The organism is Rickettsia africae ESF-5, from assembly GCF_000023005.1.
Lineage (GTDB): Bacteria > Pseudomonadota > Alphaproteobacteria > Rickettsiales > Rickettsiaceae > Rickettsia > Rickettsia rickettsii.
The window spans coordinates 135,289-159,857 of record NC_012633.1; the positions used below are offsets into that span (position 1 = coordinate 135,289).

A 24,569-nucleotide genomic window follows, 5' to 3' on the forward strand; every position below is an offset into this window, starting at 1 on the left:
CATTTTTACAATGCGAGGCAAGTAACTAGTTATGAAATTATTTCCTCGTAGTATACTTATAACATTAGTATTAAGCTTTGCCCTAAATTTAGGGATAGTTACTAAAACTCATGCTAAAGATACTCTTGATAGCATTGTAGATATTTTGAGTGGCTTAACTTGCGAAACCCAAGGCGTAGGCGATTTGCTGCGTACTGAATTTTCTCATACATGTATTGTTGCTCCGTTCTTTACTTTTGCGGTAATGAATCTTGTCTCTCCCGTTTTATACATGAATACGTTTTTAAAGCTTAAAATAAACGACAGTGATTTATTTAACGATAGTAACTTTGGGAATTTTCCCGGAGGTCAATGTACTCGTGAAAACAGAATTGATCCTAAAAATCCAGAATTACGCTTTGCTTTATGTAATAATGCTAAATTAATTGTATCTCGGGCAAAATCTGTTGCAGAATCGGCACTTGCTATTGCTAAAGCCGTCTTAACAGGGAGCGACCCTTGGGATGATATAAAGACAGCGTGGGCAAATAAAAAAAAGGAATATCATGTTCCATATAGTGGTAAGCCCGGTGATGACGGTTTTGCATTTGATTTAGGTTTTCCTGTAATATATTGGAAAGTTATTCAAGATAAAGATAGAATATGCGTATCGACAAAAGGATTTACAGGAGACGTTCCCGTTGGCTGTAAATATATGAAAGAGCCGTTTCCAAAATCCATGTATAATAGCTTTATGGATGTAGCAGATAAGGATTTTATTGAGGATCCAAATAAAACTCCTACCGATCCTTTAGCTTTAGTTTCCTGTAGTGCAGCGGGTGATGGATGTTATCAAAAAGCTTATAATGCTTCAAAAACTGCAGTAGTCATGACTTCTCCTCTTATAGAATGTATGAGGCAAATGATTGCTAGATTACTAATTAGTAAAGATGTTTGTAGTTTGGATAATGTAAGCCAAGTGGTTAATTTGGTTTCAAGGCAAGATAGTGTATTCTTTCAGTTTCAAGTAGGAATGTATAAAATAGTTACGGCTTTTCTAACTTTATATGTTATGTTTTTTGGCTTTAAACTATTACTTGCAGGTGAAGTGCCGCCAAAAAGTGAGTATATAAATTTTATATTGAAAATGATATTCGTAACTTATTTTTCAATAGGAATTAATATAACCCCTGGTAATGGTTCTCCGTATGACCGGTTAGACGGCATGATTCAGTGGGCGTTTCCTTTCTTACTTGACGGTATAAACGGTTTAGCAAGTTGGGTTATGAATGCTGCTCCGTCCGGTTTATGTAAATTTAACAATCTTTCTTATGACGGTACCGTTTCTTATATTGCATTATGGGATGCATTAGATTGTAGGGTAGCTCATTATTTAGGGCTTGATATATTATCTACGTTACTTGTCGAAAATGCTTATCGCAGTCATGATTTTTTAAATTTTGATTTCTTTAGTTTTAGTGCTCCACCATATATTTATTTGCTAATTCCGGCGATAATCTCCGGTAATATGATGTTGGTGTCACTCGCTCTTTCTTATCCGTTACTTGTGATTTCGGTTGCTGCCTTTATGGTTAATGCAACGATTATGTGTATGATATCTATAGTAATACTCGGTATTTTGGCTCCTCTTTTTGTACCTATGTTTTTATTCGCATATACAAGAAATTATTTTGAGAGCTGGGTTAAACTAATGATCTCGTTCTTGCTACAACCTATGGTGGTAGTTACTTTTATGATCACGATGTTTTCGGTATATGATTATGGTTTCTACGGTAAATGTCAATATAAGAGCAAGTTAATTCACAATAGTATAGAAGACAAAATTCAAGGTGGCATTACTTCTAAGAGGGATGTTTTAATATTTTACATTAATAATGATTGGGATGATACGTCACAGTATCCTGATAAAGATGCTGTAGAAAGTTGTCAAAATAGTTTAGGTTATATGTTAAATAACCCTATTACCACAGTATTTAACTTTACAAAAGATAGTGTAAGTGAAATTGTCGATAGTAAACCGGGTAGTACCCCTACCGATAAATTTCTTGCTAAATTCCAGTTTTTATCGGGAGTAGTTTTAGGGCCCGGAATGTTTTTCATGTCTCCAAAAGTGCTTTTTGAGAAAATTAAAAATATTTTGCTTGCGTTAGTTATGGCATGTTTTACATTGTATTTGATGTATAATTTTAGTAGTCAGCTAGCTGAATTTGCTGCAGATATGACGGAAGGAGTAGCTCTTAATAATGTTGCTATAAAACCGCAAGCAATATTTAAGGCAGCTATGGCAGTACTTGCTACTGCGGGTGCTGCAACTAAGGGGGGCGATCAGATAGCAAGTAGAGGAGGAGTTGGTGATTTAAAAGCTGGTCAAGGTGGAGGAGCAAGTGATTTAGAGGTAGGGAAAGGCGGACTACCAAATGATAATATTGCTGCAAGCGGAGGTACGTCGGCACCTGCGGTAACAACGCCGACAGCTTCGTCTTCTGTAGCAACTTCTAGCCCAAAAACTGTAAGTAGTGAAGCAAGATCAGATGTTGTTACTCCTCCTGCTCCTACAGAAGCTGTTTCACCACCGTCTGCTAGTATTAGAACTTCTATTTCTACGCCGACAGCTTCGTCTTCTGTAGCAACTTCTAGCCCAAAAACTGTAAGTAGTGAAGCAAGATCAGATGTTGTTATTCCTCCTGCTCCTACAGAAGCTGTTTCACCACCGTCTGCTAGTATTAGAACTTCTATTTCTACACCTGCACCACGTGTTGGAAAAATCATAAGAGATAATAATCAAGAAAGTAAAAAAGAGATTGATAATACTCCGCCTTCACAGGAAAAAGTTGATAATGCAGCTCCACAAGAAAAAGTTGACAGCACAAGTAAAGGTACAGGAGTAATTGATTATAGTTTTAACTTAAAGGAACATGATAATCCGACAGGCGTAAAACAGATACGGGAAAATGCAGAGATTCGAGATAAACGTGTAAAAGTAGAAAAAGTATGGAATGAACTAGTAGCAAGTGGAGGAGGAAGAGTAAGAGAACAAGAAGGAGGAGAAATATCAGAACGACGTGCAAATGCTGAAAAGGCATGGGATGAGTTAGTAAAAAGCGGCGTAGTAACAGAAAAAAAAGATAATAGTTCTAATGAAAACTCTTAAAACCTTAAAGATATTTATTACAGTTTGTATAGCGTCTGTAAGCTTAGCTAGCTTTGCCGGCTTTGGAGAATCATGTTCTAGTTTACCGACTACTTCAGATGGGTATTTAGAAACGGACACGGCATATGGCTATATAATTCGTAATATTGATATGAAGGATCCGAGAGGTAATTGTAACTCAGTTGCGTCTAGTATAACGTTTTGTTTTAAAAATGTAGAAGGTAGTAGTAGCCCTTGCACCATGTATACTTTAAATGAAGGTGACTCTAAAAAGATTAGTGATTTAAGTACCGATAATAATCCTGATCTTGGAGCAAATCCTGTATTAAAGAATATCGTTTTAACGGTTAAAAAATGGGATAATGATCTATGTTTAGTTATGCCTACGTCAAGGGGACCGATGCCGGTAGCATGTAAATCTTTGAGTGCTACACCGACTCCACCTCCTTCTGAGGATGAGAATTGTAATATAGGAAAAAGTTGCTATACGGGAGCAAATTATAGTCAATCGTTAATTAATTTTTCCGGTCTTGCAGTTCAGTGTTTGAGTGAAACGCTTAATAAAATATTTTTTGCTGGAAAGAGTTGTAGTGCTCAAGATCAAAATTCTAGAATAACTAATCTTGCTGCTTTTTCTACGTTTCAAGGTTATTTAAAGAGAATTATAGGTGCGGCATTAATTCTTTATACTATGTTTTTTGCCCTTTAATATGGCTCTAAATACAGAATATGCAAGTATTGAAAAAATAGCTCTTTTTGTAATAAAATTCTTATTTGTTGCTTATTTTTCTATCGGTCTTGGACCTTTAGATTTTAGCGGCGGTCAGCCGACAAAAGAAAACGGTATGTTAAAATATGGATTACCTCTTTTGACAGGAGCAGCACCGGACTTTGCACAGATGATCTTTAATGCAGCAGGTTCTAGAGGATTATGTCAATTTGATAATTCAAAGTATAAGGACGGTTATAAATTTTACGGTTTATGGGACGCGATTGATTGCCGTATAGGTTATTATCTTGGCTTGGATTTACTTTATAATATAGATAAGAATGGAGTGTTAGGGAATGTGGTCGGCAATGGTCCCCGTGGTAATAATACACCTATACCTAATTTTGATCCTGAAGGCAAAAATGACAGACCGAAGGATTTAAGTAAAGCAGGAGCACTTAGATTTTTTACCGTTATGTTTGGATTCTTTATGGCCGGAAATGTTATTATACTTGCAGCAGGTTTAGTATTTTCTGTAATATTTTTATCTATACTTTTATATTTTATTACGCATTATTTAGTTTGCATGATTACTATTTACGTTATGACATATATTTCTCCTATATTTATTCCTATGGCTCTATTTACTCGTACAAAAGCTTATTTTGACGGGTGGCTAAAAGTATGTATTTCATGTGCATTGCAGCCGGCAGTAGTAGCAGGTTTTATAGCTTTATTAATAACTATGTATGATTCCGCAATATTTAAAAATTGTGAATTTCTTAGATATGATTATGAAAAAGGGGATATTAGATTTAGTACTTTTGAGTTAAGGCTTCCTGTTGGCGGGGCAGATCAATGTCAGGAAAGTTTTGGATATAAAATGTTAGAATATTATGCAGGTAAAGGTTGGGAAGAGCATTTATTGATACTTTTTCCAATAAAATCAATTGTTAGAGATGTTGTATCTATTTTAGCAGAACTTTTATGCGTATTGGTATTTTCGGTTATTTTTTATTACTTCTCTAAATCTATAGGGCGATTTGCTTCTGATTTAACTAATGGTCCTAATATGGATGCAGTAACGGCAAGTCCCACTAAAATCGTTGGTTTAGTAAAGAAAGGAGCAGCTTTCCTTAAGGATGCTGCTATGGCTTTGCAAGGTAGGCCGTTGGTAGGAGATAAGCCGGGTGTTGGAGGTAAGCGTAAAGAGGGAGAGCAGCAAGGCAGGGATTTAGCAAGCGGTTCGGGTGGAGGTAAATGATAGAATATGCAGGGTAACTTATTAAAAGTTTTAGGAGTACTTGCTATAGTAGCAACGTTAGTTTGCTTTATTTTTGCAGCACTTGGTATGATAGGAGCAGTAAAAGTCGGTGACAGCTGCTACATGAGATATGCATCGGACGGTCAAGGAGGAGCGGATTCAATAACCGGTACTATAACCCTTAATGCTAATGCTAATTATGTAAACACTACTAAGATGTTGTCCGACGGCACGACTCTGCTTGTTCCTGATCCTACTCGTTACGGTGAATGGCTAAATACTCAGGTGCTAGTAGAAAACAGCCAACCGGTGAATTTACAAGTGGTCGGTCAGGTTAGTTTGTGTTTAGCTTATATACCGAAAGATAATTTACAACGTACAGGGGCTGGATCTAATTTAGACGATAACGGTCAAATGATCCCGATTCCTCGTATTAACGATACAAATAATCCACCTGTCTCTCTAATAATGGATGCAAAAAATAATGAATGGCGTAATATTGCCGAATTATACGCCAATGATAGAGTTTTAGTTTCCGTATCTCCTAATTTTGCCAATACGGATGCGACAGTTAAAGATGCTTTTAAAGGTGCTGAAGTTACGCAAGATTGTTCAGAGAATAAAACTACTTATAATCCAATTTGTGGAAAATATTCTGTTTATTCAGGTAAGTATGTCAATGCTTGCGAGTTAAAAGAGAAATATTGGAATTGTCAAGTCACATGGAGGTGCCCTAACTGGTATGAGCAAGCAGGTTGCGACTGGGGAGCATTGGGCTGTATTGCGTCTTGTCAAAAGATACCAGAATGTACAACGAAATGTATGGCTTGGGTTAATATAATGAGACCAGCACCAGAAAACTACCTAGATGATGAGAGTTTTACATTTTCGTGGTCTGACAACACAGGTAAATTATTTATCGACTATTCAGCCCTTCAATGTTCTTATAATGCTAATATTCCTCCAGCTGATCAATGTCCTGATCGTGTTCACGATCGTCGTACAAAAGATAAAGATTATATTGGAGGTGTACATTGTACTTCGGGCATATGTAGCGATGGAGATTTTCAAAAGAATCGGAGATTTTGGTATACGGCGGACGGTAAAGGAGGCAAAGGACCAACTGGATTAATATATCAAATGAATGATGCGGGTTCTGTAAGTCAAGCTCTGCCTTCTAAGCTAGAATTTGCTAAATTTGTTGCAGATACAGATCAACCGCCTGACTATAAAGATAAAGACGGTAAATATTTATATAAAGTTATATATAATATACCTTTTAACAGTGATATTGCAAAAAGTTATTTACAATATAGGCTGTGGTCGCCTACCTCACAAGATAGTAGTAAGAATACGGGAGGATACGTTTTAAATATTAAACAGACTAAATGCTATAGAGAAAACGGTAATAGTTTTAACGATACTTTTGATGATCGAGGACGAGTGCAATACATCATAGTAAAGCCTTCGGAAAACCCGAATACTAGCGGTAAAACCTATTCACCTCAAGGAATTAGCGTTGATAGTGAAGGTAAATATAGCTTTAACGCAAATGAGGCGGGTTATATATGGATGAAAATTCTAAATGATCCTGGTAATAATTTAAGGGACTATAAAGATAGTGAAGGTAGCTATAAAGTACATTTCTCAACATCCTTAAAAGTAGGAAGTTTTTCTATTAAAGTAATGAATCCGTTACTTCAGTTATTTAAAACTAAAGTGCAAGGGGCTGCTACTTCTATTTTTAAAAATATGGTATGTTATAAAGCTAATGATAGTTCGTCCTGTACTAACTTTTTTACCTATATTAAAGCAATTTTAATTCTGTATGTGATGACTTACGGAGCAATGTTTTTACTTGGTTTTGCTAAGATAAACCAAAAAGAGCTAGTAATTAGAATAGCAAAAATCGGGGTAGTTAGCGGACTGATGAACGGTAATACCTTTGAATTTTTCAATAACTATCTTTTTGATGCAATTACCAATTTTTCAGACTCAATTATTGCTAATATGAGTGGATATAGTTTGTTTACTTCTACTAATACTATTTCTAATCCTTTCATGTTTTTAGATGCAGTAATGAGTAAAATATTTTTTAGTCAAACCTTTATCGCTCAATTACTTGCACTTCTTTCTCTTGGGCTTAGCGGTATTATATATTTTATAATTACTTTTATTGCGGTTTGTATAGTAATTATTACGGCGCTTAGAGCTGTTGCCGTTTATATTATGGCATTTATGGCAACTTGTATATTAATCGGTATAGCCCCTTTATTTATTAGTTTCTTATTATTTGATTTTACTAGGTATTTATTTGATAATTGGGTGAGGTTTACGATCCGCTATATGCTGGAACCGGTAGTTATGATGGCAGGTATTATAGTGCTAACACAACTATTTACCATTTATCTAGATTTTGTTTTAGGTTATAGCGTGTGTTGGAAATGTGCTTTACCGATAAAAATTCCGTTTATCGGTACTATTTTACCTATTGCCTTGCTGAATGTACCTATCTTCTGTATTAATTGGTTTGCCCCTTGGGGAATGGATTATATGTCGGGTATGATGGGAGTAAATATGCAAAATATCGTAGCTCTAGTTATTATTGCTTACGGTATGTACGGTTATGTCGAATTTTCAGGACGTATGGTAGTAAAATTAACTAGTGCTGTTGGGCCTTCGGCTACTGAAATTGGTGGTAAAATGTCTCATGATGCAGGACAAAAAGCATTAAGTTCAATAGGAATGGATGATAAAACAAGACAAGGTATTACCGGCAGAGCGGAAGCACGATTAAAACAACGCAATAAGACATTAGATCAGGCTGAGAAAAATAGGAAAAATACGCCAAAAGAAGGGGGCGAGAAGACAAATGAAGAACCACCTAAACCTGAAACACCGAAATAGAGGGTGAATCGAAAATCGTCATTGCGAGGAAATTATGAAATAATTGACAAAGCAATCTCAGGAGTTATTTCATGAGATTGCCGCGCAGCCATACAGCTGCTCGCAATGACGGGTTTACTATTTAATACTATGGACAAGCCACGGTATGACGTGTTGGATAACAATTTAAAATTATGAAAATTCTTAAGAGTTTAGTTTTATTAGTTTTGTTTATGGCGATGCCAGCTAAAGCCGATGATGCTTTTTCATGGATGTCAACCAGCTTTGGCGGGTTAAAAAGCTTATTCGGTTGTTTAGAAGTGCCTGGATTTACAAGTTTTCAAGAGGGTAATATAGGAATTAATTTATCTACAGCCGGACTTTGGCAATCAACAGGTAATACTGTTCAGAAAGGTAAATTGTTAAAAATAAATTGGTCTACTTCAGGTATTACTTTTGAACCTAGAAAATATCTAGTATTATATAGAATTGATCCAAGGTTTAGTATGCCGCAAGTTTTCATTAAAACTTATAATTATTCTAAATTACAATTTGAAGCTTTAGGATTTCCTCGTTTTGTTACGGACAATAACAGTGAAACACCGGGGACTATACCGCCTGATAAAAACCTTGATGCACTTTCATTTACTAAAATGTCTGATTTTGTTAAATATTTTAACTATTCTAACGGTAATTCGAGAATTGAAGTTAAGGCCGGCGATGTAGTAAATATTAGTTTAGTTGGTAAAGATAATTTTTTTAGCCCTAATACTCTAAAACTTCCTAATACCGTAGATAATATTTTAACACAGGAACTTGATAGCTCGATATTCGCTGCTTCTGCACTTTATACTCAAAGTAACCTTGGAGATTTTGATAATAGAATAATTTACTCTTCTGCAGAGCAGGTGTGTAATATGATAGATAAGGAAAGAAAAAGTGTATGTAGCGGCACGGGTACTGCTACAAAGTATAAAAATACCGATAATGGAGTAATAGTCGGTAAGCCTATGATAACAGGAGCGGTACAGTATTTCATGGGCTTAATTAAGGCTTGTCCTGCTAATGCCGGTATAAATACTAGCCCTGCTTGCTATTACGATCAAGGTAGAGGGATGATAATTAAAGTAGGCGGGCAGGTTATTAAGGGACAAGATCAGAGTTTTGTAAATTCAGGCAGTACTCAAAGTAGTTTTATATATTATCAAGCCACTAGCGGTGGTACTATGGATTTTACTAGCGATTGGCAAGTTAGTAACATGTTTAGTAATTCAGTTTTAATGAGTGATTGGAGCCGAAATTTTTCAAATTATGCTAGTTTTGTAGATTATATAAATAAGAATGATTGGTCAGCTAATTTTTTATATTTTGGTTGTTATTCGATGATTGTTGAAATAGGTAATGGGGCAAATTTAATTAATCCTGATGATCAACAAAATATAAAGTTAGAATATTTAATAACGTCTGATGGTACATTACCTGATCCATCTGTTCGTGGTATGCCGGTAGATTATAACTTTGCGACTGATGCCCCGCAAGATGGATATTTATGGTTAAGGGTGGTAAATCCTAATAGTAATATACAAGGGGTAGTTAGTGTAAATTATGCTAATTATACCGGTACAACTTGGTTTTCTGATATAATATATAACGGTGCTATTAAACCTATTACCGATCAGTTTAGAACTTTTAGTCAAAACTTTTATATTAAGTTAGTTAAAAATTCTGCAGTGCAGAATTTAGCTAAAACTGCATTAACCCTTTATGTTACTATATTTGGGCTAATGTTCGTTACAGGAGCATTAAAATTAACTGCCGTAGAAGTAATAACACGTATATGCAAAATAGCTATAGTAGCTTTTTTAATTAGAGAAGAAAGTTGGAGCTTCTTTAATACATACTTCTTTAGTGCATTTACTGACGGTATTGATTTCTTTGTAACTAACGTAGTAGGTGTTACAAGCTCTAGATCTAATATTTTTGGTTTTATTGATCCTATATTTGATAAATATACTAACGGTAGGATTTGGGGATTACTATTTATTGAATTATTACAAATACATAATGGTTTAGCATTTATCGCTATTATAACCATTTATTCACTTATTACTTATTTTAGAGCTATTTTAGAAGTTATAATAGGTTATGTGATTGCATTCATAGGGGTAACTGTTATGATTTCATTGGCACCGTTTTTTATAATATTAATGTTATTTGAAAAAACTAAAAGTTTATTTGATAATTGGATATCGACATTGCTTAGCTATGTAGTGCAGCCGACAATATTATTGATTTTCTTTTTATTGATAGATCAGGTTTTATCTGAGCAGCTTTTAAAAGTGGTAGTTAGAGCCTGTTGGGATACTCTTATACCAATAAAAATAGGGCTTGATTTAACACATCTTGGTATTCCACTTCATTTCTCTTTTACATTACCGTTCTTACCCGGAATACCTTTCTATGTACCGGATGTTCCAGAAATTAGTAGCTCGAATATTCTAACGAACAATGCTAATACTTTCTTAGTATTATTTACTACGGCTTTATTATTTTATTCATATTGCTTGATGTCATATAGTTTAGTAACTTTTGTAAATATAGTAGTTGGAATGCTTACAAATGTTACACCGGCACGAATATCAGGAAATTATCAAGAACGTTCTGATCCTGTGGGAGCCGTTATGCAGGATATAGATTCAGTAACAAAACCGATTAAAAAGGCTGCAATGGCTCCGTCTAGAGTTTTCAAAGACAAGATAATTGATCAAAATTATAAAGCTAGAAAACCGGAAGTAGGTGGTGAATTTACAAATAAATTTCTTGCTGAGCGTAATGATGTGAAGAAAGAGGAAGGAGAGAAGAAAGAATAATTGTAAATATTTTCACCGTCATTGCGAGGAAATTGCATAGCAATTGACAAAGCAATCTCAGGAATTTAGTACTGCTTCATGAGATTGCCACGCTCCCTATGGTCGCTCGCAATGACATTGAAATTAAGACATATGGAAATAACACATAATAAATGAACAAAAATATTTTTATTACATTATTAATATCGCTATTGCTGCTTTCCGGTTGTACCGGCGATACTTGTATTGACCCTGATGATTTCGGTTTTATCAAATTCAATGTCTCTGCTAGATATGATCCGGAAGAAATTACTTCAAGACAGGAAGGTAATCAGGTAGCACCATGGCGTGATAGTGCTTATAAAGTAAACGGCTATCCTTTAACCATTATGGTAAGACCGTGGAGTTATATACTTGGCGATAAAAATACTTCAGGTCAGTTATCTGCATGGTGTCCATGGTATGGTCAAAAAAATAACACAACTACTTTGGCTGCTTTTTGTGTTAAGCTACAACCGTGTACTTTTTGGGATAATACTAGACTTGATATGTGTACTCCTAATCCCGCAAATCAAAATGATGCAATGATTAGTAATGCTCCATGTATAATGACAAACGGTGTCGGGCTTTATTTTCTTATTGCCGCTAAAAATACCGATCCCAATATTTCACCGGACTCACAGAGTAAACCGCAAGGTATAACTCAGCATTTAGGAGAGGAGCTTACTTCGGGCTATGAATTTTATAGTACTAGTAGTACAGGACAATTCTTGGAAGCCGGCGGTATAAATTATCAATATAAAGGTGAAGATAAGTCAAAATATGCTCAATCTCCTCTTTATTTTAAGATTATAGATAAATTTTATAATGATAATAGCGGGCAATATAGATTAGTAATAAAGTCTGGAGTTACTGATACTAGACCCGATCCGCTACAATTTTTAACGGATTTAATAAAAGGAGTATTATTTGGTAAGGATGGGATTATAAAGAAAACTTATCAACAAATAATTGATACGTCGGGTTATAGGATGAGTGTCTCGGCTATTTTAACTCTATACATAATGTTTACAGGTTTTTCCTTTTTAATAGGTAATATAAACCTTACTCATGTCGAACTTATAGTTAGAATATTAAAAGTTAGTATAGTCTCAATATTATTAAGTACTGATAAAGCTTGGACATTTTTTCATGATTATTTATTCGTATTTTTTATTGATGGGGTTCAGCAAATACTGCAAATAATTAATGAAGCTTCGGCTACCGGTCCTGGTTCTCAAAGCTTGCTTGGGTTACTTATTTCTCCTCAAACTTTATCTAAATTATTTTCTTTACTATTTGTTGATTGGCTTGGTTTTATATATATCATTCTATATTTAATAGCCTTATATTTTATTTTCTTTCTTATATTTAAAGCCACTATTATCTATCTAACCGCTCTTATAACTATCGGGATGATTATAATTATGGGACCGATATTTATTTGTTTCATGTTGTTTAATATAACTCGTTCGTTATTTGAGAATTGGTTAAGACAATTAATATCATATGCATTACAGCCTATAATTTTATTTACCGGTATCGCTTTTATTTCAATGATCATCAGAACCGAAATATATTCAACGCTTGGTTTTGCAGTATGTAAACATGATTTTCCTAATTTAGGTCCGATAAATGAAATATTCGGTAGCTTCCTTGAGGATATAGATCCAAGCCTGGGTCATTCAATATTTTATTGGTGGTTTCCAGTACCGATGAAAGGCGGTATAAATAATTTCCACAAAGCAAATATATTAGTTCCTAAAGATCATATAATAGTAGATGATTCTTGTAAGAATGACCCTGATAAATGTAAGCATTGTGCTGCGTATGAGTGTATAGATGAACGCTATATTGAATTACCGTTTTTAGATTTAGTTAAAGATGCAAAAAGAATTAGTAATTTTATAAATGGGAAATTTGTCCAACTTGACGGGATATTACTAATTTTTGTGTCTATTTATTTGCTAAGTAAATTTAACGATACTGCTATGTCAACGGCACAATTTATTGCTGGTACTTCAGGTAATTTAACAGAAATACAAAAAGTTAATCAGCAATCTTATGAATCTGCAGCGCAACAAATGAATAGACCGCTAAATTATGTGGCTAAGACGGTAAGTGCACCTGTAACTAGCCGTGTAAGTGCAGGGAAAGAGCAAGTTCGTATGTTTTTTGCCGAGAAATTTGAAAATATGATGATGGGAAGGCTTGAAAAGCAAGCTCTCGGTTCTTCAGCAAATAAAACCGTACAAAATGAGGTTAAGAGAAAATACGGTATAGATTCTAAAGATGTAAAAATGAATGCTATTACGGATTATGAAAACGGTATTGCAGGATTATTAAAGAATTTACCTAAGGGGAATGAATTAAAAGCAAAAGAACTATCGCAAATGAAGTTTACTCAGCTTCGAGATAAAATTGCTGCAAATAAATATGGAGTGAAAGATTACACTGCTTTAAGTAAAGAACAAAAAGCTGAGCTTGATAAGTCATTAAAAGATGCTAACTTACGTGAACTCGCTAGCGATGCAAACTTTACTAGAGATTATCAAGATGCTTATAAAAATGCTCACCAAGAAATGTCCGGGCGAGGTGTTGGTCTGTTTGGTAAGAATATAGGAGTGCTTAGAAGTTGGCAAGAGATAAAGCATCGTGTTGATACAAAACGTAAATTAAAAGAAGAACAGCGTGTAGGTATAGGCGAAAAAATATATGCAGGTTATACAGGAATAAAAAGAGGAGCTTTAACTGCAATAGTCGGTAAAGATTTACGTGATGCTTATGAGGGTAATCTAACCAGTGCCGAATGGCATGATTTTGAATATAACGATCCAAGGCTTAGAACTTATAGCGAAAAATTAAAAGATGATGAAAAAGCACGAGAACATGAAGAGCTCCAAATGCATATTAATAAGGAGGCGCTAGCTGCTCAAGCAGATATATTATCACCGGAATATCTAGCAAGACTAGAAAAAGCAGGTAGACATAGTGATGTGGAATATTATCAAGAATTAGCTCAAAGAAAGCTTATTCATGAGGTGCATGGTAGGTTATTTGAGGAAGGTGAACCGGTAATGATGGGCGACAGATTTATGTGTGAGAAAGCTACTGATTCTCAGATGCGCGATATGATAGATAACGCTCATAGAAAATATGCAGAATTTATAGATGGAGATCGATATATTCGTCGCCAAGAGCATTATGATATTATGCACGAGAAAGCCCAGGAAAATTTAGAGCAAACTTATAAAGAGCTTAAAGATCATTTCAAAAGAGATGATATCAAGATCGAAGAAATGCCGGCATTAATAGCACAAAAAGTTAAAGATACCGCCGAGGGAGCTGAAATAGACCAAAAGATTACAGAAGAGCTTAATAACTTTAATGCTGATGTTAAAAATTATGAATATAGTACTGAAGTATTAAATAAAATAGAGGATAGAAAGCAAGCCATTACCGATGAAGTCAATGCTCAGATCGATAAGATTAATAAATATAGAGAAAATGCCAAAATGCAAACCTATGTAAAGCCTATAGTAAACGAGGGTAGAAAGCTAAGAAAATTAGAAGATCATTTAAGAAATATGAAGTAGAATAACTAATAATTGTTTTTTTAAACAATTACAGTATATAGAATATGTAAAAACAAACATATTGATGAACGATCAAACTAAAAATGGTTCTGAAGAACTCAAGTATTTATAATCAGATAAAAGCTTAAAACCGCAAAAAGTTGGGAAGAACTATTTACAGAACTAAGCTCAAATCCTACTAATAATTTTTTTCTGAAGGAAGAGAAGATGCTCCACCGCAAGAACGAAATTGGAAATTATTTAAATGATTGATATGTAGCTCTTATGTAATTCCTGCGAAAGCAGGAATCCAGAAAAATAACTTCAATATTGATACGGAAGTTGCATATTTGATAAAATAAGCATATAAAAAACAAGTTTTTTTATGCTTGACTGGATTCTCGTTTCTGCGGGCATGACATTATAAGGGTATTTTCCGAACTATGCAACAATGCCTACACGGAATTCGAATATACACTGTTGCGTTAATAGCATTTAAGAAATGCCCGCTAAAAACAATAATTAGTTTTCCCTTTATTAATTAACTTATATACGATCTAATTAAGTTAGTGATTAATTTATTAAGGGGTTTATGAAGAAGCAACATATAATAAACGAGACTTTTTTAGATGCCATTCTAGCTAAGAAATTAGGTACTACTTATACTCCTCCAAAAGAAATCAACGATCCTGACTGTGATGAAGCAGCAAAGCATTTCATCGATCTATTATTTAGAGCCGACGGCTTTAAGCCTGTTAAAACTGCAGTAGTTCATCTGATCGATACAGAATCATTACTTGGTGCAGTTAGAGCGGCACAATTTAATGTAATAAAACCGGTCTTGATTGGTCCACAACATAAAATTGAATCAGTAGCAAAAGTTAATAATGTCGATCTTGAGGATTATCAAGTAATTAATGTTGAGCATAGCCACGAAGCAGCAAAAAAAGCCGTAGAGCTTGCGAAGAAAAGGGAAGTTGCGGCTATTATGCCAAGGGGGCGCTTCATACTGATAAGCTTATGTCTGTGGTAGTTTATAAGGCGAATGGACTCTACGTACTGAACGTCGTATAAGCCATGTTTTCTTAATGGCAGTTGCTACATTTCCAAAACCGTTCATTATTACCGATGCTGCTATTAATATTCGTCCTACTCTAGAAGATAAGCGTGATATAGTGCAGAATGCTATTGATTTAATGCATATGATCAGAGAAGACACGCAGGTTAGAGTTGCGGTATTATCGGTAGTTGAGACGGTAACTTCTGCAATCCCTACAACCCTTGATGCTGCTGCTTTATCGCAAATGGTAGATAGAGGGCAAATTACGAATGCTATAGTTGACGGACCGCTTGCGTTTGATAATGCTATTTCTTTATTTGCTGCAGAAGCAAAATGCATTAGCTCTTCAGTTTTAGGAAATGCTGATATATTAGTAGTACCTAATCTTGAATCAGGCAATATGCTTGCAAAGCAGCTAAAATATTTGGGTCAAGCGGTTATGGCGGGTATCGTTCTTGGAGCCCGTGTGCCTATTATTTTAACAAGTAGAGCCGATCCTATGGATATGCGTATTATTTCCTGTGTACTTGCTTCATTTATTTATAATCACACTAAGGCGAAGCTACATATCCAAGCAGGTAAATAATGAAAAATGTTATTTTAATAGCTAATGCTGGCTCATCTAGTTTGAAAATTTCTATTTTTGAAATTCAAAATGAAAAAGTTAAGGATAAAATTTATAATATTTTTTTAGAAAAAATGATAATAAAATATTATTTCATATAAATAAAACACAGGCATCTGCTACCAACATTTAAAGATGATGCTATTGAAATGATTATTGATCTTTTTGAAGATTGGTGGAAAAAACAACAAAATCTCAAGTTAATTGCAACCGGTCGCCGTATTGTCCATGGCGAGAAAATTTTTAATAAACTGGTTATTGTTAATGAAAAAGTTAGTGAAGATTTAAGACCATTAATACCTCTAAGCCCCTTGCATCAACCTTATAATTTGCAGGTACTGGCTTTATTTCTTCAAAAATATAAAGAAATCTCACATATAGCTTGTTTTGATATGTCGTTTCATTTTACCAATCCTCCTATTACAAAAGCTTTCGGTTTACCGAAAAAATATTATGATAAAGGGATAATTCGTTACGGTTTTCATGGGTTATCATATAAATATGTTAGCAGCCATTTTAACGAAATGACAAAGGAAGATTTACCTACAAAGACTATTATAGCTCATTTAGGACGCAGTAGTAGTCTATGTGCTATTAAAAACGGTCTTAGTTTAACAAGTTCCATGGGCCTTAGCGTACTTGACGGTGTTATGATGGGTACAAGGACCGGTAACCTTGATCCTGGAGTAGTGTTATATCTTATCGATCATGAGCAAATGACTACGAAAGCAGTAACCGAGTTACTATATAAGAAATCAGGATTACTCGGTATGTCCAGTGAAAGCTCCGATATGCGTACTTGGCTTGCCAGTAACTCACCTGATGCTAAATTTGCTATAGATTTATTTGTGTATCGCATTGTACTTGAAATAGGTAAGCTAACTGCTGCACTTGAGGGAGTTGATTGTCTAATTTTTACTGCCGGTGTTGGACATAATACGAGAAATGATTACTGAAAAACTTTGTATGGCTAGGCATTAAAATAGATGATACAAAAAACCAAAAAAATGAGCATCTAATAAGTGCTGAAAGCAGTAAGGTTAAAGTTTTCGCTGTGCCGACAAACGAAGAGCTAATCATCGCTGAGGAAGTGATGAAGTTTTTATAACACAAATTGGTTAATTTTTAATTACTTATACCTATATTTTTCTTTATTAACTTTTTTTGAAATATATGCAACTATAGATATATTTTTAACTTAATTTTTGGGGGAAGTTATGCCAGAAGATTTTTTGATAAAAAGAAAGCAGAAAAACAAATAAAGGATATTAAAAATAATAAGATAAATCCATATAATGATGCAATGAAGAAAGATTCTAGAAAAGTGGGTTGATGCAGAGGCAAGTTATAGCTAAAAACGCAGCAGCAGGTTATAAGACAGCATTAAAAATAGAGCAGCAAGCAAAAGAAGCAGGTATTAGTTTAGATAAAGATGCTATGAGACGCTTAGAGAAAATAACAAGTCCATTAATATAGAAGCTGCTAAGAAAGCAGAATTTCAAAAATTTCAAAGTGATCAAGCTCATAAAACGCATCAACAAAAAGCTGAAGCATTTAGGAGTGGTACAACAGCTGCTGCTAAAAAACAAAGAAAAGAAGATTATAGGACAGGTGGGTGGGATAAATAATTAAATTATAATTTTATTGCGTTAATTGGTACTGTCTACTATTTTAAACGTATGTCTATACTTCATGCCACAATCTTAACCGTTTTTCCTGAAATGTTTCCTGGAACTCTAGGACATTCTTTAGCAGGACAAGCACTAAATAAAAATATTTGGTCATATGACGTTATTAATATTCGAGATTTCGGTTTAACTAAGCATAAAAATATTGATGATGAGGCTTATGGCGGTGGTAACGGGCTTATAATGCGTCCTGATGTTCTAGGCAGTAGCATAGATCATGCTCTTGCTTTAAATCCTAATGCTGAAATGTACTATCCTTCACCTCGCGGTAGAGTCTTTACCCAAAGCTTTGCTAAAGAGATGTTAAAAAATAAAAACCTCATATTCTTATGTGGACGTTACGAAGGGATTGACGAACGTGTAATTGAAGAGTATAATGTTAAAGAAATTAGTGTAGGCGACTACATTTTATCCGGCGGAGAAATACCTACCCTCACCATTCTCGATTGCTTAATTAGACTACTGCCAGGTGTTTTAATGAACCAAAATACCTTATCTTCTGAGTCTTTTGAAGAAGACGGGGAATTTAAGGGTGGGCTTGAATGCAGCCTATATACAAGACCTGAAATTTGGCGTGATCGAGCTGTACCGAGTGTTTTGTTATCCGGTAACCACAGACTAATTAATGAATGGAAAAAAGAGCAATCACATATGATTACTAAATTACGCCGTCCGGAGTTACTTAAAGATTTATAGAGTTAAGGAGTTAAAAAATGAATATTATTGACCGCTTTGAACAGGAAAATATTTCAAAGCGTACTGCAAATAAAAAAATTCCTGATTTTGAAGCCGGCGATACAGTTAAGGTAACTGTTAAAATTATTGATAGATCGATTGAGAAAGACGGTAAGGAAAAATTAACGGAAAGATTTCAAGCTTATGAAGGTGTAGTTATCGCAAAAAGAAATCGCGGTATTACTTCATCTTTCTTAGTACGTAAAATTAGCCACGGTGAAGGAGTCGAAAGACGCTTTATGACTTACTCGCCGATAGTACACTCTATTGATGTAGTAAAATACGGAGTAGTTTGTCGTGCTAAACTTTATTATTTAAGAAATAGAAGCGGTAAGTCGGCTAGAATTAAAGAGAGACATATTCCTATTGCTAAAACTAAGGCAGCAAAAGCTTAAATATATTTGTATCTCTTATGTCATTACTGCGAAAGAGTGCATTGCTACGTGAATACTAAATACGTCATTGCAAGCAGCCGTAGGCTGCATGGCAATCTCATGAAATAATAACAAACTCCTTAGATTGCTTCGTCAATTACTTCGTAATTTCCTCGCAATGACGTATGCCTCAAATCCCTAAAGTATCTCTATAAAGCTCAAGCATAGCGTCCTGCTCGGCAAGTTTATCTTTATCCAATTTCTTTAGTTTCAATATAGATTTCATAGCTTTAACATCAAATCCATGTGAAGAAGCATCTTGGAAGATATCTTTTACTTCTTGAGATAAATCAGCTTTTTCTTGTTCTAATCTTTCTATTTTGCTTATATATTGCTCTAATTGTTCTTTTACTACTACTTCTGACATAAAAAATCATTTAACCTTTTTGAATTTACTATATAATACAAATATAATCCTTATTCAACAAAATATATAATAATGCAAATTTATCCTTTAAGACTTTTACCTAATAAAATCGATTTTGATTTTATGAATTTTAAAAAAGTTAGTTACACTTTCTCAATTATTTTATCACTCATTAGCTTTATTTGGATCGGTATATATAAATTTAATTTCGGTATTGATTTTGCCGGCGGTATAGTTATTGAAGTAAGGCTTGATCAAGCTCCTGATTTGCCAAAAATGCGTGGGGTTCTAGGCAAGCTTGGAATAGGTGAGGTGGTCTTACAGAATTTCGGTAGTGAGCGTGATTTATCGATTAGATTCGGTAGTAGTAGTGAAGAAAATCTCATGAAAAATATTGAGTTAATTAAAGGATTTTTGCAAAGTAATTTTCCGTATAAGTTTGAATATCGTAAGGTAGATTTTGTCGGTCCGCAAGTCGGTAGGCAGCTAATAGAAGCGGGGGCTATGGCGATGCTATTCTCTTTCTTAGCGATTATGGTTTATATTTGGGTGCGTTTTGAGTGGTATTTTGGTCTTGGTATACTTATCGCCTTAGTGCATGACGTAATACTCGCTCTTGGGTTTATGAGTATGACAAAGCTTGATTTTAACTTAAGTACTATTGCTGCAGTGTTAACTATTATAGGTTATTCCGTTAATGATTCGGTAGTAATATATGATAGGATTAGAGAAAATTTACGTAAATATCATAAAAAAAATATCACGGACATTATAAATTTAAGTATTAATGAGACTTTATCAAGAACTATTTTAACTGTCATTACCACGCTACTTGCCAATTTAGCCCTTATTCTTTTTGGCGGTGAGGCAATCCGTAGTTTTAGCGTACTTGTATTTTTTGGGATAATAGCCGGTACTTATTCCTCAATTTTTATCTCTGCTCCGATACTTACAATGTTTGTTAATAGGAAGTTTAATAAAAAAGTAATAGAAAGGTAAAGAATCATCATTGCGAGCAGGCATTGTTGCTTGGGCCGGCTTTATTGTCATTGTGAGTGGCCATAGCCTGCATGACAATCTCAGGATTTTGGCACGAGGTTGCTTCGTCAAAATTTTCAATTTTTCCTCGCAATGACGTTTTTAAGCCATAACGAGAATAGTTTATGCTAAAAGAAGAAGACAAAATTTTTACTAACCTGCATGGGCAGCAAAGCCATGATTTGAAATCTAGCAAGAAGCGAGGCGATTGGGAGAATACTAAAGCTTTGCTTGATAAAGGTAGAGATTTCATCGTTGAAGAGGTTAAGAAATCAGGGCTTAGAGGGCGAGGAGGTGCCGGATTTTCTACCGGTATGAAATGGTCATTTATGCCTAAAAATTTAGAGCAGTCTTGCTATTTAGTAGTAAATGCCGACGAGTCTGAGCCTGGTACTTGTAAGGATCGTGATATATTAAGGTTTGAGCCGCACAAATTAATAGAAGGTTGCTTGCTTGCAAGCTTTGCTATAGGAGCAAATAATTGTTATATCTATATTAGAGGTGAATTTTATAATGAAGCCTCTAATATTCAGCGTGCCTTAGATGAAGCCTATAAAGAAGGGTTAATAGGAAAGAATTCTTGCGGTTCGGGCTTTGATTGTAATATTTATTTACATCGTGGGGCGGGTGCTTATATTTGTGGCGAAGAAACGGCATTGCTTGAAAGCTTAGAGGGCAAAAAAGGTATGCCTCGTTTAAAGCCGCCTTTTCCTGCCGGCTTTGGGTTATATGGCTGTCCGACTACTATAAATAATGTTGAGTCTATCGCAGTAGTGCCAACCATTTTAAGACGAGGAGCTAGCTGGTTTGCTGGTATAGGTAAACCTAACAATACGGGCACTAAGATTTTCTGCATATCAGGGCATGTTAACAAGCCTTGTAATGTTGAGGAAGCAATGGGCATTTCGTTAAAAGAATTGATTGAGAAATATGCGGGTGGTGTTCGTGGTGGATGGGATAATCTTAAAGCCATAATCCCGGGCGGTTCTTCCGTGCCTTTACTTCCTAAGTCATTATGTGAAGTGGATATGGATTTTGATAGTTTAAGAACAGCAGGTTCTGGACTTGGTACAGGAGGTATTATAGTTATGGATCAATCTACCGATATTATTTATGCAATAGCAAGGCTTAGTAAATTTTACATGCATGAATCTTGCGGGCAATGTACTCCTTGCCGTGAGGGTACGGGCTGGATGTGGCGAGTTATGATGCGACTAGTTAAAGGTAATGTCAAAAAATCTGAGATAGACGAACTCCTTAACGTTACGAAAGAAATAGAGGGGCATACTATCTGTGCTTTAGGTGATGCGGCAGCTTGGCCGATTCAAGGGCTGATACGCCATTTTAGAAGCGAGATTGAGGCAAGGATAAAGAGTGATAGTGTGGTTTGACTTTTTATCGTCATTGCGAGGAGATATTGCCTGCGTGGATACTAAGCCGTCATTGCGAACGACTGAAAGGAGAGAGGAGCGTGGTAATCTCATGAAATAATAACAAACTCCTGAGATTGCTTCGTCAATTACTTTATAATTTCCTCGCAATGACGATTCCAATTTATAAATAATTAAGAGATTATGCAAACAGATAATACAAAATCAAACACTAATAAAACAGCTAAGCAAGAGTGGGGGTCTTTTGCTTTTGTAATATGTATCGCTTTACTTATTAGAATACTTATTATGGAGCCGTTTACCGTTCCGACCGGGTCTATGAAAGCAACCATACTTGAGAATGATTATATATTTTCTACGAAATATAGTTATGGTTATAGTAATTATTCTTTATCTTTTTTTGATTTTATTCCTCTTTTTAAAGGGCGCATATTTGCTCGTGAACCGGATCGTGGCGATATTGTAGTTTTTCGTCCGCCTAACGATATGAGTGTTAGATATATAAAGCGTTTAATAGGGTTACCCGGTGATAAAATTCAATTGATTGATGACGTAATATATATTAACGACAAAAAAATAGAACGCACGGAAGTTGGAACTTATATAAGCGAAGAGGGAATAAAATATTTAAAGTTTAAAGAAACACTGCCAAACGGTAGAACATATTTTTCTTATAAGCTTGCTCCTATTTATGGTGTTATATATAATGATAGATACGGTAATACGGATGTTTTTTATGTACCTGAAGGGCAATATTTCTTTTTAGGGGATAATAGAGATCAGTCAAATGATAGTAGAGTAAATCTTGGATTTGTACCGTTTGAAAATTTTATTGCTAAAGCACAATTTATTTGGTTCTCAACAAAAATAACTTGGTGGGATAATGATATAGGAGTTATTAATCTAGTACTAAAGTTAAAGCCATGGATTGAATCTGTTAGGTTAAATCGAATTTTCAGAAATCTTTATAACACGGATGCGTAATGGAATCATTTGAGAAGTTAGAAAAGCTACTTAGCTATAGTTTCAAAAATAAAGAGCTTTTAATAGAGGCGTTGAGTCACCCGTCTTTAAGGCAACATCACGAGTACAAGGATGATAAAGATTATGAACGATTAGAATTTCTAGGTGATGCTGTATTAAATTTAGTAATCACAGAAATTTTATTTAGAAATTTTGCAAATTATAATGAGGGGAATTTAGCTAAAATTAGATCATATTTGGTTTGCAAAGAAACAATATGCATGGTTGGAGCTAAACTTACTTTAAAAAATTATATAATTATGACTCATGGCGAAGAAGTAGCAGGCGGGCGTGATAATCTTAATAATATAGAAAATGCCACAGAAGCTTTAATTGCAGCTATATATCTTGATAGCAATATTGAAACAACCCATGATATTATCGAGAAGTTATGGGCAGAATTTATAAAAGTTCAGAATTTAACGGATTATGACCCAAAAACTGCTTTACAAGAATGGGCTCAAGCTAGTGATCATCACCTACCTATATATCGTCTGATCAAAAGAGAAGGAGCCTCCCATTCATCGACTTTTACGGTTCTTGTAAAAGTAAAAGATTATGAACAAACAGGCACTGGTCACGCAATAAAAGAAGCAGAGAAAAACGCAGCACGCAGCTTATTGCATAGACTTAAAAATGACTAATAGACATCTTGCCAAATTCGCTTATAGAGAGGAATTTAAAGGAGACACGGAAGCACTTGCCGCCGCAGTACGCGAGGATACGAGTACTGGATCGACGTCTCAATTACCTCTAGAAGTGCAGTTTGGGAAGATGCCTAATCAGAAAACGGTATCGGTTTGTATAATCGGGCGACCTAATAGCGGAAAATCAACTTTATTAAACAGAATAATCGGTGAGAAGCTTTCAATCGTTACCCCAAAAGTTCAAACTACTAGGTCAATTATTACCGGTATTATTACCTTAAAAGATACACAGGTAATTTTATACGATACGCCCGGTATATTTGAGCCGAAAGGGAGCTTAGAGAAAGCAATGGTAAGATGTGCGTGGTCTAGTTTGCATAGTGCGGATTTAGTTCTGTTAATTATTGATAGTCTAAAGTCGTTTGATGATATAACGCATAATATTGTAGATAAGCTTCGCTCACTTAATATTGTTCCGATATTTTTATTGAACAAAATAGACATCGAATCAAAATATCTAAATGACATTAAAGCTTTTTTAACAGAAAATCATCCTGATAGCTTGCTTTTTCCTATATCTGCTTTATCAGGCAAAAATATTGATGGATTACTTGAATATATCACAAGTAAGGCCAAAATTTCTCCTTGGCTTTATGCGGAAGACGACATAACGGATTTACCTATGCGTTTTATTGCAGCAGAAATTACAAGAGAGCAGTTATTTTTAAATTTGCAGAAAGAACTCCCTTATAAATTAACCGTACAAACCGAAAAATGGGAAGATCTTAAAGACAAATCCGTAAAGATTAATCAAGTTATAGTAGTTTCAAGAGAGAGCTATAAAACTATAATACTCGGTAAAAATGGCTCTAAAATCAAAGAAATAGGAGCAAAATCCCGAATGCAAATGGAGAGATTTTTTGGATTTCCTGTTCATTTATTTTTATTCGTTAAGGTGCGTGAGCTGTGGGAGAATAATCAAGAATTTTATCAGTATATGAAGATATAAAGCTGTCACCCTGTGGCTTGACAGGCTTTGTTGGATCGTTTTCGATGTCATTCCCCGAAAGCGGGAATGACATAAAAGC

General features: G+C 34.8%; 13 protein-coding genes and 3 pseudogenes. 15 read left to right on the top strand and 1 reads right to left on the bottom strand.

Features of this window, described 5'->3' with window-relative positions; translation table 11 throughout:
* Positions 1–31 precede the first annotated feature (31 nt).
* The 10 genes and pseudogenes from RAF_RS00740 to rplS all read left to right on the top strand — a co-directional run bounded on the left by RAF_RS00740 (position 32) and on the right by rplS (position 18,976).
* Positions 32–3,151 (top strand): type IV secretion system protein, encoded by a 3,120-nt coding sequence (locus tag RAF_RS00740; RefSeq protein ID WP_012719389.1) that lies wholly within the window; start codon positions 32–34, stop codon positions 3,149–3,151.
* Positions 3,138–5,124: pseudogene (locus tag RAF_RS00745) on the top strand (type IV secretion system protein). Before RAF_RS00740 ends, RAF_RS00745 begins: the two are co-directional and overlap by 14 nt.
* Positions 5,125–5,130: 6 nt before the next feature.
* A complete protein-coding gene (locus tag RAF_RS00750) occupies positions 5,131–8,031 on the top strand; it encodes a type IV secretion system protein (protein WP_012719390.1) in 2,901 nt (966 codons plus the stop codon).
* Positions 8,032–8,204: 173 nt separating this feature from the next.
* A complete protein-coding gene (locus tag RAF_RS00755) occupies positions 8,205–10,880 on the top strand; it encodes a type IV secretion system protein (RefSeq protein ID WP_012719391.1) in 2,676 nt (891 codons plus the stop codon).
* A 152-nt stretch (positions 10,881–11,032) separates the two neighbouring features.
* Positions 11,033–14,494: a type IV secretion system protein gene (locus tag RAF_RS00760; protein WP_012719392.1), complete on the top strand. Its 3,462-nt coding sequence runs from the start codon at positions 11,033–11,035 to the stop codon at positions 14,492–14,494.
* Between the two features lie 571 nt (positions 14,495–15,065).
* Positions 15,066–16,119, top strand: a pseudogene (locus RAF_RS00765) (phosphate acetyltransferase).
* A pseudogene (locus tag RAF_RS00770) lies at positions 16,119–17,266 on the top strand (acetate/propionate family kinase). Before RAF_RS00765 ends, RAF_RS00770 begins: the two co-directional pseudogenes overlap by 1 nt.
* A 224-nt stretch (positions 17,267–17,490) precedes the next feature.
* Positions 17,491–17,634 carry a hypothetical protein gene (locus RAF_RS09175; RefSeq protein ID WP_014410359.1) on the top strand — a complete coding sequence of 48 codons (144 nt, stop codon included), beginning with the start codon at positions 17,491–17,493 and terminating at the stop codon, positions 17,632–17,634.
* Between the two features lie 203 nt (positions 17,635–17,837).
* Positions 17,838–18,542 (top strand): tRNA (guanosine(37)-N1)-methyltransferase TrmD, encoded by a 705-nt coding sequence (trmD, locus tag RAF_RS00780; RefSeq protein ID WP_004996686.1) that lies wholly within the window; start codon positions 17,838–17,840, stop codon positions 18,540–18,542.
* A 17-nt stretch (positions 18,543–18,559) separates the two neighbouring features.
* Complete coding sequence (rplS, locus tag RAF_RS00785) at positions 18,560–18,976, top strand: 50S ribosomal protein L19 (protein WP_012719393.1); 417 nt, start codon at positions 18,560–18,562, stop codon at positions 18,974–18,976.
* A gap of 169 nt (positions 18,977–19,145) precedes the next feature.
* Here rplS and RAF_RS00790 read toward each other — a convergent pair whose 3' ends face one another.
* On the bottom strand, positions 19,146–19,382 hold the full coding sequence (locus tag RAF_RS00790) for a DUF2312 domain-containing protein (protein ID WP_004996682.1): 237 nt from the start codon (positions 19,380–19,382) through the stop codon (positions 19,146–19,148).
* Positions 19,383–19,454: 72 nt separating this feature from the next.
* Between RAF_RS00790 and secF the strand changes: the two genes are divergently transcribed.
* The 5 genes from secF (at position 19,455) to era (ending at position 24,490) form a co-directional block, all read left to right on the top strand.
* Entirely contained in the window at positions 19,455–20,381 is a 927-nt protein-coding gene (gene secF, locus RAF_RS00795; protein WP_012719394.1) for a protein translocase subunit SecF, read from the top strand.
* A gap of 164 nt (positions 20,382–20,545) precedes the next feature.
* Complete coding sequence (gene nuoF / locus RAF_RS00800) at positions 20,546–21,811, top strand: NADH-quinone oxidoreductase subunit NuoF (RefSeq protein ID WP_012719395.1); 1,266 nt, start codon at positions 20,546–20,548, stop codon at positions 21,809–21,811.
* 183 nt (positions 21,812–21,994) lie between these two features.
* Positions 21,995–22,795, top strand: a complete 801-nt coding sequence (gene lepB / locus RAF_RS00805; protein ID WP_012719396.1) for a signal peptidase I — start codon at positions 21,995–21,997, stop codon at positions 22,793–22,795.
* Positions 22,795–23,478 (top strand): ribonuclease III, encoded by a 684-nt coding sequence (gene rnc, locus RAF_RS00810; protein WP_004996667.1) that lies wholly within the window; start codon positions 22,795–22,797, stop codon positions 23,476–23,478. Before lepB ends, rnc begins: the two co-directional genes overlap by 1 nt.
* Entirely contained in the window at positions 23,471–24,490 is a 1,020-nt protein-coding gene (gene era / locus RAF_RS00815) for a GTPase Era (RefSeq protein ID WP_012719397.1), read from the top strand. Before rnc ends, era begins: the two co-directional genes overlap by 8 nt.
* Positions 24,491–24,569 lie beyond the last annotated feature (79 nt).

What these genes read in the sequence shown, in the direction of transcription:
- secF (WP_012719394.1), top strand. Translation starts at nt 19,455, where the DNA reads ATGCAAATTTATCCTTTAAGACTTTTACCTAATAAAATCGATTTTGAT.
- RAF_RS00760 (WP_012719392.1), top strand. Translation starts at nt 11,033, where the DNA reads ATGAACAAAAATATTTTTATTACATTATTAATATCGCTATTGCTGCTT.
- trmD (WP_004996686.1), top strand. Translation starts at nt 17,838, where the DNA reads ATGTCTATACTTCATGCCACAATCTTAACCGTTTTTCCTGAAATGTTT.
- nuoF (WP_012719395.1), top strand. Translation starts at nt 20,546, where the DNA reads ATGCTAAAAGAAGAAGACAAAATTTTTACTAACCTGCATGGGCAGCAA.
- RAF_RS09175 (WP_014410359.1), top strand. Translation starts at nt 17,491, where the DNA reads ATGCAGAGGCAAGTTATAGCTAAAAACGCAGCAGCAGGTTATAAGACA.
- RAF_RS00755 (WP_012719391.1), top strand. Translation starts at nt 8,205, where the DNA reads ATGAAAATTCTTAAGAGTTTAGTTTTATTAGTTTTGTTTATGGCGATG.
- RAF_RS00750 (WP_012719390.1), top strand. Translation starts at nt 5,131, where the DNA reads ATGCAGGGTAACTTATTAAAAGTTTTAGGAGTACTTGCTATAGTAGCA.
- rnc (WP_004996667.1), top strand. Translation starts at nt 22,795, where the DNA reads ATGGAATCATTTGAGAAGTTAGAAAAGCTACTTAGCTATAGTTTCAAA.
- RAF_RS00740 (WP_012719389.1), top strand. Translation starts at nt 32, where the DNA reads ATGAAATTATTTCCTCGTAGTATACTTATAACATTAGTATTAAGCTTT.
- RAF_RS00790 (WP_004996682.1), bottom strand. Translation starts at nt 19,382, where the DNA reads ATGTCAGAAGTAGTAGTAAAAGAACAATTAGAGCAATATATAAGCAAA.
- rplS (WP_012719393.1), top strand. Translation starts at nt 18,560, where the DNA reads ATGAATATTATTGACCGCTTTGAACAGGAAAATATTTCAAAGCGTACT.
- era (WP_012719397.1), top strand. Translation starts at nt 23,471, where the DNA reads ATGACTAATAGACATCTTGCCAAATTCGCTTATAGAGAGGAATTTAAA.
- lepB (WP_012719396.1), top strand. Translation starts at nt 21,995, where the DNA reads ATGCAAACAGATAATACAAAATCAAACACTAATAAAACAGCTAAGCAA.